Origin of the sequence: Bythopirellula polymerisocia (genome assembly GCF_007860015.1) — a bacterium.
GTDB classification, from domain to species: Bacteria; Planctomycetota; Planctomycetia; order Pirellulales; family Lacipirellulaceae; genus Bythopirellula; species Bythopirellula polymerisocia.
On sequence record NZ_SJPS01000001.1, the window covers coordinates 769,581 to 783,283 of the forward strand.

The window sequence follows — 13,703 nt, forward strand, 5'->3', positions numbered from 1 at the left end:
TATCGGAGAGTTGACCGAGTGAGTAGAGAGAAGGTACATTCTCTATCGTTCCGAATAGCAAACGGCAACACATTCGGAGCGAATTCCAAGGCTCAGCGGTCGTTTATCCTGTGCTCGTTGCACGTCGTTGAGCGCAGACTGTGTTCGCAGCTGACGGCTACGCAATTACCGTAGGAACAAAGGAATGGAATTCGCAGTACACAGAATCGAGGGTCAGTTCTGCTGATTTGCGTTCGTTCTGCGCAGTTGCGCTACAGAATTGAGCGATTTCTGCGCGCATATCGGGCAGCTGAGCCGCTTTTTTCACTTCAAAAGAACGTCATTCCATGTCAATGTCATTGGATATCAGAAACTCGTTGGGCATAACTTCTAAGTCGGATGTGAACGATATCGCATCAATTCGCCCACAGCTGCTTCAGTATATTAATCTGCAACTCATCGCCAGCGGGCTACCCGATGCCGCGGATTCGAGTGACATCCGATTTGTCGAGATGGCACATGGGCTCCTCGACAAGCATCGGGCGCAAAGACGCTTGTTGTCCGATCATCGCTGCCCTGTAGACACACGCATTGAGTCTTTCCTTGAAAAGTATCTGGCCGACCTAAGTCTGCTTGAACCGATTCGTTTGCCTCATCACACGTTGATCGTAGATCGACACGGAATGGCTCGCGAATTAGCCTTGCCAGCTGATTGCGACGAATACCATTCGGATATTATTCAGTCGTTTCGGGTACGAAACGGAGTCCTGCATAATCCAAGGCATGACAAGAGAACCACCCAGGGTACCTTTCACGTCGCAGAAGGTGGATTGCCAATTCCTTATGAAAAGCGGGCTGTTCCCAAACACGTATTTGCGGAGTTGCTACGACGCGCCTTTCAACCCCCTGACGAATTGCTCCGCCTTCCGTTCACATCTCAGCAAGAAAACCAAGCGAGTTGCTTCGTATCGCTGTTGCTACGACCAATCGTTTGTCCCGAAGTCGTAGGAGTCACACCCGCCAAGTCGATGGAAGTCCGATTCTTTGCTCCAGGCTCGCTGGTCAGCAATCTTGATTTTGTCGAGTCCATCTTCGGAAATGCTGGTGATCCGTATGTTCCAGAGAACGACGCCGGATTGGATGTCCAACATTGGACCGGCCACACCGGTGCGGTGATTCTCGCGCCGCATCTTGAGACGCTTACGAAGCAGGAAGTCGGCCTACCTCACGTCGACGATGCGACCGATCGACAGCGCCGGGACGACATGTGTTGGCGCGATAAAAATGAACTTTACAACGGTGGTCAACCGTTTAAGCTGACTTGCCGCGATGCGTCAGGAGTTATCGTCACGCTGATCTCGGACAACTATTTTGGCTACTGCAAAAAAGAGGTGAAAACTCAGATAAGCTATGCGGCCAATCTTGCGGGCAACTACGAAGAAGAACATGCTGGCGGTGCGATCGCGTTTGCCAGCTACAATTTGGGTGACGAGTTTCAATTCAACAGCATTCGTTACAACGGTCGAACGTTTGCCGATGTAGTCAAAGACTATGGTTCACGGATCGAGGTACACAAGGAAGGTTTTGCTGAAGATCGAGAATACCCAGATCTAATCTATGTTCGCGAAGACGCTCGCGCCGACATCCTTCGTCAGCAAATCATCTGGGAGCACAAGGGCGCCGAGCATTCGATTCCCCTGCTGCCTGGCAAAGTGTATATGGGACCCTCCGGGTATCGGCTGCGAATGGAAAAGCATCCGGCGGCGCCGAGTTGGCGACTCATCGGCACCATAGGTGAGGGGGTTTTGTGCCACAAGCCTTGCACCGTCAGCGGTGGCGGAAAGAGCGAGATCAGCAAATCGATCCGCGACTACATGCACTTTGGCCCGTTCTTCGTTGCCGACATCGACGAAGATGCCAAGCTGGTCAACGACATCTTTGCTCGCAACTATCAAAACCGCTGGAAAGTCCCGCGCGACTATACACAAGTCCCGACTCGTGGCGTACTGGATCCGAAACGTTCGGTTGGCAGTGTTATCAAACTGTTGACCCCTTCACCCGATTACACCGAGGAGTACAACAACTGGCTCAAGTCTATCCCGGCTCATGTCTACGCGATGGTCTTCATCATAAAGCGTTTCTATCGGGCAGAATGGGGCGACCAATGGCAGGATCACTTTGGCGTGGACGTGATCAATGGAGAGAGTGGTCATGAGCTGAAATACCACGGCCGCAGTCTCGTCGCATCGTACTTGAAGGTTGGACTCATTGAGCCGCAAGCCTGGCGAACCTTCAAACTGCGACAGGATTTCATCGCTTCGGAGAAGATGCAAGCCGAAGATGACATTACCGCTTCGGTGGTTGTTCCCGCCGATCGACTCCGATATCTTGCTGCAGGCAGTGAAGCGGAAAGCTACAAGTTCGTCGCCAACTGTGAATATCGTTTCTTTCAACGCCCCGACGATGCAATCCATCGTGGACTCGACAAGCAAGCCGAATTCGATCTCTCACAGCCGGGAAATTTCATTTCAAACTTCGAACCGCTCACTCTCAACCAAGTCTCCGAGATGGCGAAATACGTCGTCGATTTCGACGCTTTCAGCCAGCCGATGCAAGACCTTCTGACCGGTATGCAGCAGCAGAAAGACGGTTATGTGGTTTGCTCGGCGAACCCGCGACAAGTGGATGGCAAGCCGACCCGCAATCCACGCTACTTACAAATCCGACCCGACTTGGTGCATCCTATCGACGGCTACGTAGCCAAGATGGGGACGCGACTTTACCGGGCCGTACCCGACAATGAACCCGTCTATATGCCCGTTGGAGCGGTCTTGATGGGGCGTCGCAATAATCCGCCCGATCGTGCCCAGGGAATTCGGGGGCTGGCCGTCTATAATCCGATCCATTACCAGGAACTACCCGAATTGTTCATGGACTTGATCACGTCGCTGACGGGTCGCAGTCCTTCGACGACCGGATTCGGCAGCGAGGGCGCGCTCACCAAAGGACCATTCAACTCGCTGCGCATGACTTCCGATCTCAACGCGGCCCTCGTGAGCTTTATCCTGACGGGACTGGGCGGATTTTCGACCGCTGCTGGGCACATCGGCCCGAACGTACGCGTCGACCACGATATTAGTCTGCTGATCCCCGAAGTGTGGTGTCGAATGACTGCCGAGGAACGCACCCCCGAGTACTTGATCAATAAGAGGCTTCTCGAACCCGTAGAAGATTTCCAGCACAACGGCCAAACGATACCCGCCGGAAGGTTGGGTTATCGCATTACCGATCGATTCGTCCGCTGGTTCTTCGCCCGCGTGTTTGATAATCCCAACAAGCTGTTTGATGAATCCATATTGCGTCCCGAGCTGCAAGACCTCGATGCTTTTGCCGACGGAGTGCTTTACATCACCGATGCCCAGCAGCAAGTGGCCCAGCAGTATCTCGACGACGGCTCGATCGAAGACGCATGCCCCCCCTTGCGAGCCTTGTTGTTAATCATGGCCCAAGGTTCGTTCGAAGGCAAAACCGAACGCGACCCTGAAATCCGCGAGATGTTCACGCTCAAATCGCTCCTGGAGAGCGACTGGTATCAGAAGCGATTGGAGGCACGCCAACACCGTGATATCAAGCTTTGGTCCAGGCATGTCGACTACCTGAGAAACTTCAATGCGAATCCGCACAACATCGAAGTCGTGAATCGCATGGACCTCACGTCTCGAGAATCAATTGCAAAGGCAGAGCTCGAAAAAGTAAAGGCATCCACCTACGTCACTTCGCTAATCGGTGCAATCGGCGCGGATTCGTTTGGTTCAGCGAGTTGACGTCTTGAAATCACAAGCTGTGACCTCAAGTCCGACCCGTATCACCAAAGGTTAGAGATCACAATCTGTGATCTCCAATACCCCAACGGGGTTTCACACCGTAGCCCAGGGTTGCACCATAGTGAGTTCCACGTACCTTGCTGATACCCTGGGTAGCGATCACAAACAAAAAATTCGTCCGAGAAGTCGGCTTCGTGTCCCGCGAAACCATTGCCGAGGACGAAACTGGCCATGGTATTTCGCCAAAATTGTGCACTATCCTCCGAGATTCTGTGTACCCAGCCACAAAGCGGCGATCGTCAATAGCCGGGCGGCGTAAGCCCATGGAACGCATTTCCCCAATCATACCCAGCACTGAAAGCGCGGCAGTTGGCACAGCTAGGTTGCCACTGGTAGCTTGCCCCTTCCTTCAAGTCTTGCCAAGATTAAGCATGCTCTTTTGGCTGCGCGTCATCATTTCTAGTTTCAGCTTGGCACTGTGCATCTTGTTCTCAGTGTTGTGGGTGCGTAGCTATTTTTATAGCGACTTTGCCAACAGGCAAACGGCCTATACTATTTTGAGACTTACCAGTTCCCGGGGTGTGATTCGCGGCGAATTCTATGGATGTAAGTCACGCATCTACACAGGTACGTCCACGGTTTATCAGTTCCGAACTCGTAAAGCATCACACGCTGGAGGTGGACCAACCAAGGGATTCCTCGGCATTTTATGGAAGCCCGGCGATAAAAGTGCGTGGGGAGGTAACGAGTACATCGAGTTCAGTTTCCCTCCTTGGGCCTTCGCGTTAGCAACGGGCCTCTCGGCATTCCTTGTTCACCCGAAGCCACCTATGCAGTACAGTCTACGAGATCTTATGCTGCTCGTAACATTTCTAGGGCTCATGCTCGGAGCAATAACCAGCCTGATCAATGCAAGCGGCTTGGCCACTTATTAGAGGAATGACGAAAAATGACTTCGGCATTCCAGTCTTGCCCGCTGCTGGCTACTACTGCTGGGCAAGCCAGAAGTAACAGGCGTGGAAGAAATGTAGCTATTGAGCCTCTTCTCCCTTATGCCTGTCTTATCAGCTCCTTCGTGCATTGATGCCCATATTATCGACCGATCCTATTCTTGACGGATACGTTTATGTATTATCGTCGAATATCACATGATGCCTATTCAGGGTAACTATTGAGCGTCGTAGAAATCTTTCGAGGTGCGGCATGGCAGTTTTCAAGACTTGGGTTAAAAACATCTTTCGAGAAATAGCGGATCCTGATAGGGATGTTGAAATAACTGAATTGGCTCAGTTGATACAAGGAGGCCTTGCCAAGCACAAACGATCATTTGTGTTAACTGAGGTGTTGGGTGATCGATCTTTCAAGCAGAGTCATTTGGATGAGGCAAGACTATCTGTCTATGAGAAATATCTTGCGCGAGCTTGGGCAGATGGTCGCATGGAAGCTTCGGAAAAGGAAATCTTAAACTGGGTGGCTAAGTGTCTGGAGTTGCCCAAATCTATGCTTAAGAAGGCTAACCTAGAAGCTGCCCGTCCCAGGTTTGCGGAAGCATTAGCAATCGCAATGGATGATTGCGTTATTTCAAGCGAAGAAGAATCGCATTTGCATTGGATTGCAAAAACTGCAGGATACTCTTTGCACGAGTTTATGATGGAGTTCTTTCGGACAGAGGGCGAACAGTTTCTTAATGGTGTGTTTGCGGCTTCAATCGAAGCAGAACAATCGGCTATCGATTCATTGGACGAGTTGATTGCCACTGCTGCAAAGCTTGGACTCCCACAGGAGATTGTATTGAAAACTATTCAGCCTCAAGCTGTACGATACATTGAACATACACTTGCTGATGCAAAGCAGGATGAAATACTAGGGCTCGAAGAAGAGCAATTGTTGAATCAGTTGTTAAAAAGATTTGTTCTTCCTAAAGAAGTGAAGTCGTATATTTCTAGCGAGCTCCAAGAGTTCCATCTCTTGTCGGAGTTGAAGCGAGGCAAGCTTCCTTCACTGAAGCAACCTTCTGGGGTAAGCTTAAAAGCTGGCGAGCTCGTACATTTTCATGATGGTGCGACATGGGAACGATTGCGGCTGTTGAAGAGTGGGCCTTCAACTGACGTCCACAAAGGATTCCTAACAATTTCTGATTCAAGAATGCTATTCAGTTCCTCGACTCGTTCTGAATCTTTCTCATATGGGAGCATTGTAAGCTATGACTTGCCTGGGTCGGTCATCAAGCTTCAATTGCGGGGAAGGCCTATGCAACGCTTTGTAATTCAAAACGGCAGTAAATCGCCTTCAGCAATATTTGAATGTGCATTACGCATGGCAAATCAATTACTTACGAATCAGGATGAAAAAAGGCGTACTCGCCATATTCCTAGGGATATTCGGCAGCGAGTTTGGCAGCGCTATAGTGGGCACTGTGCAGAATGCAATGCAACTGAATATTTGGAATTTGACCATGTCGTTCCTGTGGCCAAAGGGGGCAGTAACTCTGACGCGAACGTTCAACTACTTTGCCGTAATTGCAATTTGAAGAAATCGGATTTGATTTGAATATGGATTGACGATGGTCAGAAAACTTGGGTGGCGGTAAATTCGATCGGCGGCATCCAGCTATCAGCCTGCTCAAATGTAAAGAAATCTATTGGACTAAACATGACCGAACCCCAACCCCCCGCCATCAAACTCACTTCCGCCGCCATGGACGAACTCCGTGAGGCGAAGGACATCCTCGAACATCAAGGGCTCGCCGAACGGCTTACTGAGCTGGTGGGGGCACCGATCACGGCGTCGATGAAGTTGCTGCCTGATTCGGCCGAGCGGCTCATCTACAGTGCTGTGGAAAAATCGCTGCAGAAGGGGCTCGATCTGGCCGTCACCTCGTTGGGCAAAGACGACAACCTAGCCACGAAACCGCGTCTGTTATCGCACAAGGTTTTGGCGGGACTCAGCGGTGCGGCCGGTGGATCGCTGGGTGGTCTGACCATGGGGGCGGAACTACCCGTCTCTACTCTGCTGATTCTCCGCAGCGTGGCCGACATTGCCCGCAGCCAAGGGGAAGACTTGAGTCAACTTGAGCCCCGCCTGGCCTGTCTGGAGGTGCTCGCACTGGCTCCTGGCCCAGCAGTTAAGACAAGCGAAGAGACTGCCGCGGAGGACGACAACACCGACATTGGATACCTGGCCGTGCGGATCGCGATGGGCAAGCAGATCTCCGACGCCACGAAGTACGTTGCCCAACACGGGTTGGCCAACCGTGCCGCTCCGCCCTTGGTGCAACTGTTGAACATGATCGGCAAGCGGTTTGGCCTGATAGTGAGCGAGAAGATGGCCGCCCAAGCGATCCCCGTGATCGGAGCCGTGGGCGGGGCATTGATCAACACCTACTTCATCGGCCACTTCCAAGACATCGCGCGGGCCCATTTTACTATTCGCCGCCTGGAGCGCACCTACGGTTCATCGGCAGTCACCGAGGCCTATCGCCGGCTGGTGTGATGATTATACATAAGCCAGCCACTGCCATACCTGAATTACCTGGATAGCCCGCAGAAGGCATTGGAATTGCGGGTTCTGGAAACCAGTGTGCTACAAATTGGTCAGTGCGGAGGCACTCGCTTCGGCAGGATTTCTGCGACGAGATGGAGCTTGCCGCCGCTCACGCCAATCAGGCTCACTGACTTCGATGGGATGCGACTCCCTTTCGGATAACTCATGGTGCCTGTCACTCCATCAAATTGCCGGATGTCAGCCAAAGCTCGGCGAACCTCTTCAGGATCGGCGCTCTTCGCCCGCTCGATTGATTCCATCAGGAGACGCGCGGCATCATACCCCAGAGCCGCAAACGCATCCGGAACTGAGTCGGGATACGCTTCGACATACTGCCTGCGAAAAGCGATTACCCGAGGATTCTGGTTGTCCTCGCCGAGATACGCATGAGTCGTGAAATAGACTTCGTCAACATCGGAACTTTTGTTCCACAGGCCTTCCGAGTCGAACGAGTCGCCTCCGATGATGGGGCAAGTCAAACCCGCGTCGCGAATCATGCTTATGGCCGTGCGAATATCATGGGGAGACTCCGCGGCGAGGAAGACGACATCCGCGTCGGGCAGATCGTCAAGGGACTGCTTCAAATCAGTGGAGGTGAAACTCCGCTGCGCAACGACCTCTCCTCCCAGCTGTTTGAATCGTGCCTGAAAGTATCCTTGCAGCAGTCGTGTATACGTCTGCGACGAATCGAACAGAACCAGCGCACTGCGGGCAGATCGATCCTTATGGGCCCATTCTGCTGCTGCACTGGCTTGAACGTTGTCTCCAAAGCAGGCTAGAAACAGGTATTCGGGTACTTGTGCGGGTAACTGCGGGGACGTGGCACCCGAGGTCAGAAAGACCCGCTTGCTACGGGCTGCCAATGGCGCTGCAGCCAACACAAGGTCCGTGTCCGAGAGACCGAACAATGCGACTGGCTCAGGAGTCGCATCAAGTAATTCGGACGTCTTGACTTTGACGACCTCTGCCTTGCTTTGACCGTCTCTAATCTCTAGCACGACGGGTCGACCGAGCACGCCGCCATTTCGATTGGCCTGTTCAACAGCGAGCCGAGCACCTTGAGACGAAGGAATGTCCAAGCCAGCTTGTGTCCCGCTGCTGTTGTATAAAGCTCCCAGGACAAGCGACTCATCCGCATAACAATGTGAATTGAATGGGACCGCCACACCGATCACTCCGCTCAAGAACAACGCTGGAAGCAAACCTAAAGAAAGTCGAAAAAACATGTGTTATCTCTCCGTTGGATACTCTTTGATTCCCCGTCACTGGGACCAATCAGCCTGCACCGCAACAATCACTACCAACTAGCGACTGGTTTTCTGTACCCGTCGTCGACTTACAAGTACCAACGCTCCAACTAACATTGAGATCTCGCTGCTTGGCTCCGGCACACTCGTCAAAGCATCGGTAAGCGGGACACTAGCCCCGTGCTGGATCTGCCAGATCAGAAAATCGTGGCCGTCGCTGTCACCATCATCATCGGCATCCGCCGATGCATCAGACCCATACGCCATTTGCCAATCTATCAGATCCTCCCCATCGACATCGCCGTCGTCGTCGAAATCCGCGGCCAAACTACCTGCTGGGATCTCTGCGACAGCCGAGACCAATAACTCGTAGTCTCCAGCCACGTCAGTTCCCTCCGGTTTCATGGCCGGTCGAATTTCAATGAAGTATTCGCCCGAGTAAGGCAAAACCACGTCAAACAGAATACTGTCTGTGCTCTCGAATTGGTCGTCGTTCAAGGCAGCCATCCCCACCACCGAGGCCGCAGGATAAGGCAGCGGTGCGAGGGTCGAGTCGAGTAGCTCAAGGTGAGGATCCACCGGATCGGTAAATCGACCATCCCCCAGCGAAAGTATCTCCGAAATAACTTCCACGGTCACCTTCGCCCCCGCCGGTCCAAAGAAGGAGTAATAGTCAACGTCGACAGTTTCCATGGCCGACTTGTCTTCCAGTCTTCCGACGACGACGCCAGCAAAGCCTGGAAACATCTCGGGACCGTTGGCCGGATCATATGGCGATGCTGGATTGATCCCAAAGGGATCGGGGGGGCGAGTTGTATTGGGTAGTGACAACGGCATTATTGGAATAGCAGGTGTTCCAGCACTGGGTCCGTCTGGTACATCTCCGCCAGGATAATCCGCCTCAAACGACAGTAGGGGATTATCCCCGATTTCATCCTCGATTTTGTTGATCATCAGTTTGACAGCCGAGCGAGGACTGATCCACGACGGTGTGATCAAGTTCTCCGCGCTGAGTGCCACTGCCGAATTGAGCCCCATGATGTGAAACGAGGCTGCCGTTCCCGTCCCGCCCAGATAAGTCGGTACATACTTGTCCCCCGATACACCAATCCCACTGCCAATCGGTGTGAACGAATCGTGATGTCTCAACCCGAAGGAGTGCCCCAATTCATGGGCGGCTAGATTAGCAGTCGCCATCGCGATGTTGGGGCTGGTGAGTAGTTCTACCTCAGTCCAAGCACCCCCACCGAATTCTGGAGCGCGGGGCAGTCCGACAAACGACTTGAGCAACTTCACCGGATGAATCGTGACATCGTCGTCATCGTCCAGATTGCGGAAGTCAATCTTCTCAGCATGCCCCAGCCCTGCATTCACTTTGACCAACGTCGAGGTAAACGGTGGGGGAGCCGTATCCAAGAAATCGATCCCAAAAGCGCCTCCCAGGGGATCAGCTGGAGAGGTGCGAAATATCTCGTGCAAAATCCCCAGGACCATACCGCGCTCAGCGGGGCTGTATTCGTAGTCATCTTCTTCGCCAGGAATCTCCGGGGTAGTGAAGGTGTCGAAGTCGACCCAGACGGTTTGCAATCCCTGAACATGCCCCACGGCAAGAAACAGAGACAGACTAAAAAAAGAAACGCTTCTGGATAAGAGTGTCCGCATGACAATTCACCTCCCATGCTTCGCAGTTCGAGCAGAATGAACCCAGGTCGCCCCTCCCCTTCTTGGCCAAGTCAATCGCCGTTCCGCAGCAATCGCCAATGGTGCGATTGCAGATTCTTCCCTCACACTAATATACCCGGATAGCTCGCAGCTCAAGTGTTTACTTGCAATCTTTCGCCAATTGTGCGAAAAAACGCTGTTCGGTAAAGACAATCCGCGGCAGGTTTCCTCTAGTAGATTCGCCCTCAGTATGATTTGGTCGACGGAAGTTCACCAATGCAGAACATGGTGCCTGCATTTAACGCGCGTATCCACTTCGGGGTAGGTAGTGTGCGGCAAGTTAAACTAGGGCGCCCCGAAACTGCGGACTGTGGAATCAAACACGTACCGCGGAAAGATCGACGATTCCACTTGTCATCGCGACGGAATGACGCCGGCAGTAGTTCGCGTGGGCCGTTTGCCAGCCGAAAGTACCATACCACCAAGCACCAACAGCAGCGCAGTCTGTGGCTCGGGGAATGGATTCGTAGCTGCTCCGAGTGAGGCACTGCCATAGTTCTCTTGCCAATCCCCCAGATTCCCCACGTTTGGGTTGCGTTGCCAGGCGAGAAAATCACGGCCATCGACATCGCCGTCGTAGTCAAAGTCTCCAGCGGGCGAAACCGCCGCGAGGATCGAAGCGTGCATCAGAGCTGAGAGATGTTCCACATTGGCAAACTGCGATCGGTCAGTGGCAAACGTGAAGACCAAGCCATGGCTTTGATCAATCCAGCTGTGGAAGCCCCTCGCGCCAGCAGCGAGGGCGTCCACTGGTTGGCCGGTTTCGGCCAGTTGATCGAGCCACACTCCAATTCCATAGCGGTTGTTGTCGGAAGGACTGTTGATGATCGGTTGATCGTCGGTTGTCTGGCGGGTGAGCATTTCGTCGACCGATTCCTGCGCGAGGATGCGGATGCCCGACTGACGATCGACGCCATCATTGAGCAGCATATCCATGAACGTGGAGAAATCGGAAGCCGTTGATCGGGCTCCCCCTGCTATACGCGGGTTCAGATCGCTTGCGATATAGAACGAGGTATTCGACATGTTCAGCGGTGTCGCAATTCGCTCCGCAAACAAGTCGATCCACCTCCCTCCCGCGGCAACTTCCGCAGCCGCACCCGCGGCTTGCATCGACAAGCCTCCGTAGGAAAAAGCCGAACCAGGAGGGCCGTAGGCCAGGGGATTTCTGGCGATAAGTCGAGCGCTATGACGGAGCGTAATCAGAGGATTGCTCAAAATGCCAGGAGAGCTTTCGTCGCCAGCGATACCTGAAGCATGGCTGAACGCTTGCCGGATAGTAATGTCAGAAAGATCTCCTTCGTTGTACTCAGAGAGAAACATACCAAGGTGACTGTCGAGCGAAAAACCATATTGGGTATTTTCTGCTAGTGCCATGATGAGCGCACCGCTCAAAGTCTTTGTACTGCTGTCGACGGCCGCCACACGATTGAGGGACCAGTCCCCAAAGGACTGGTGGTAGATTAGTTCCCCGTGCTGCAACAGGCGAATGTCGAATCCACTCACGGGCGCGGCAACGTTTTCTCCAAGAAGTGCCCCACTGGCCAAAGAAGTCAGTTCTGCAAAATCGTACGCACAGACAAAGGGACACATCGCCAGTGTCAGAACAACATGAGAGAGGACGTATTTCATACGAAGCAACACAGCACTTGACCAATGCAAGGAAAGAAAGCCAATAGCCACTGTAGGAAACCCCGGCTTTGCCTGAAAGTTCTGCATATTACTATCAGAGAATGTAAGGTGACGAAGTTGCATGCCTAGAGCAGCGTGGAGCTAGCACTTAGGTTTAACTGCTTGTGCCGAATGCGCGCGACCTAAGCCATAAATCTCAAACACTCTATCAGGAGCTACCGCGCTTGGCTGCCTCATCCCCATCGTAGCGATCATCACGGAGCACGTGCGAAAGGTTCAATTGGACAACGAATTGAAACGCGACTTGGTTACCCAGGGGAGGACACCGGAAGAGATCCTGGAGATGACTTCGGAGCGAGGGCCCTGGTGGGCGAGGCGGGCGAATTAGTCGCTACTGCTTTGTCAGCCTTGTGAATTGGGGGTTCTGAGATCAAACCATCATACCCGTGCCAATCTGCTGTACTTGGTCAGGGCTGCGGTCGGCGGAAGTGCCCTCCGGCAGTAAGCGAAGGTGCGGTCGAGTCATGTTCGCTTTTGAACGGTATCAAGCAATGCAGAATACTTGTTCTATCATCAATCTCCAGAATCACTGGGTTCATCCCATAACATCAGCTGCGATGCGAACGATTCTATGACAGCACCGCCGTCTTCAGCTGGTTCCAACTCAAAGCCCGCCTCGGCTAAATAAGATTTCTGCTCTTCGTCGATCTGGCCATTGTCAGCAACAGCTCGCCACCATTGCAAATGCGGCCAGTCACGACGAACCGTCTTCAGTGATGTGGCGACTGTTCGACCATTAGTACCAGGTGCGAATCCAGCGCGATTGGCAATAGATGTTAAGGTTGCAAGCTTTTCCGCTTTCTTGAGTTCCCAAAGGATTTCGGCGATAGCTTGAGCACGAGTCGACGCAACTGACATGAATCACTTCTGACGGTTAATGGTAAAAGCTCTTTATTTTGGGAACCTGTTGTTTCCTGTCTACAATGGCTTCCGATTGCAAGGGTCTTGTAGAAAACGGATGATTCAATTTCATGTGTATGTTTGGACGGAAACGGCACATGGCACCTTCCTCCTGCTAGTATAACTCTACACTATCTAGCCTTCACTGCGTTCTTCGATTTGAGCACGCTTATCTAACGAGGTTGATGTGACCTCAAGCATTTAGGCTGCAACCCAAAACAGCACATCACGATGCGCTTTGTCGGGTAGCTCTCTTCCGTTTCGCATCGCGGGTGTACACCTTGCCTACAGATAGCTAAGACTATCTGGCTGCCAAAGGGGCTCCCGCAGCCCTGCTAGAGCTTGGACTTGTCAATCAGGTGCACCGCTTGGCGGTTTCGCAGACTGCCGTAACATCTCCAAGCAATGGCAACTCCAGAAACACGGAGAGCCGACGATAACCCGCCGGCTCCCTGGTCTTCGGACATATTCCACTAGGTGTATTGCTACTTGATACGTTTAACTACCTTAGGAAACGGTCACGTTCTCGGCACAAGGACCTTTAGGGCCTCTACCTTCGTTAAAGGTAACTTGTTGTCCTTCGCGGAGTTGGTCGTAGCTAGTTCCCTCGACACTATTCGAGTGAAAAAACAAATCCTTGTCGCTACCGACGTCAATAAAACCGAATCCTTTGTCCGTCAATTTCTTGATAGTTCCTTCAGCCATTAAAATGAATCCCAAAAAAAGTGATGCTTTTAGTCTTCTCACATAACACGAGACAAGACCTTCGTTAGCATAATATTGTATCGTCTTAAGC

Annotated in this window: 9 protein-coding genes; 4 read left to right on the top strand and 5 right to left on the bottom strand. The window is 52.5% G+C overall.

Annotated elements, in window-relative coordinates; genetic code table 11:
• Nucleotides 1-326 precede the first annotated feature (326 nt).
• The 4 genes from Pla144_RS03080 to Pla144_RS03095 all read left to right on the top strand — a co-directional run bounded on the left by Pla144_RS03080 (nucleotide 327) and on the right by Pla144_RS03095 (nucleotide 7,295).
• A complete protein-coding gene (locus Pla144_RS03080) occupies nucleotides 327-3,803 on the top strand; it encodes a hypothetical protein (RefSeq protein ID WP_231936135.1) in 3,477 nt (1,158 codons plus the stop codon).
• 323 nt (nucleotides 3,804-4,126) lie between these two features.
• Nucleotides 4,127-4,738, top strand: a complete 612-nt coding sequence (locus tag Pla144_RS03085) for a hypothetical protein (protein ID WP_197530350.1) — start codon at nucleotides 4,127-4,129, stop codon at nucleotides 4,736-4,738.
• A 268-nt stretch (nucleotides 4,739-5,006) separates the two neighbouring features.
• Nucleotides 5,007-6,353, top strand: a complete 1,347-nt coding sequence (locus Pla144_RS03090; protein WP_146447840.1) for an HNH endonuclease — start codon at nucleotides 5,007-5,009, stop codon at nucleotides 6,351-6,353.
• A gap of 102 nt (nucleotides 6,354-6,455) precedes the next feature.
• Nucleotides 6,456-7,295 carry an EcsC family protein gene (locus Pla144_RS03095; protein ID WP_146447841.1) on the top strand — a complete coding sequence of 280 codons (840 nt, stop codon included), beginning with the start codon at nucleotides 6,456-6,458 and terminating at the stop codon, nucleotides 7,293-7,295.
• A gap of 101 nt (nucleotides 7,296-7,396) precedes the next feature.
• On the opposite strand, the gene Pla144_RS03100 is transcribed toward Pla144_RS03095, so the two are convergent.
• The 5 genes from Pla144_RS03100 to Pla144_RS03120 all read right to left on the bottom strand — a co-directional run bounded on the left by Pla144_RS03100 (nucleotide 7,397) and on the right by Pla144_RS03120 (nucleotide 13,612).
• Nucleotides 7,397-8,572 (bottom strand): ABC transporter substrate-binding protein, encoded by a 1,176-nt coding sequence (locus Pla144_RS03100; RefSeq protein ID WP_146447842.1) that lies wholly within the window; start codon nucleotides 8,570-8,572, stop codon nucleotides 7,397-7,399.
• A gap of 78 nt (nucleotides 8,573-8,650) precedes the next feature.
• Nucleotides 8,651-10,255, bottom strand: a complete 1,605-nt coding sequence (locus Pla144_RS03105; protein ID WP_146447843.1) for a PEP-CTERM sorting domain-containing protein — start codon at nucleotides 10,253-10,255, stop codon at nucleotides 8,651-8,653.
• Nucleotides 10,256-10,669: 414 nt separating this feature from the next.
• Nucleotides 10,670-11,947, bottom strand: a complete 1,278-nt coding sequence (locus Pla144_RS03110) for a serine hydrolase domain-containing protein (RefSeq protein WP_197530351.1) — start codon at nucleotides 11,945-11,947, stop codon at nucleotides 10,670-10,672.
• 573 nt (nucleotides 11,948-12,520) lie between these two features.
• Nucleotides 12,521-12,865 carry a hypothetical protein gene (locus tag Pla144_RS03115; RefSeq protein ID WP_146447845.1) on the bottom strand — a complete coding sequence of 115 codons (345 nt, stop codon included), beginning with the start codon at nucleotides 12,863-12,865 and terminating at the stop codon, nucleotides 12,521-12,523.
• A gap of 549 nt (nucleotides 12,866-13,414) precedes the next feature.
• Nucleotides 13,415-13,612, bottom strand: a complete 198-nt coding sequence (locus Pla144_RS03120) for a cold-shock protein (RefSeq protein WP_146447846.1) — start codon at nucleotides 13,610-13,612, stop codon at nucleotides 13,415-13,417.
• Nucleotides 13,613-13,703 lie beyond the last annotated feature (91 nt).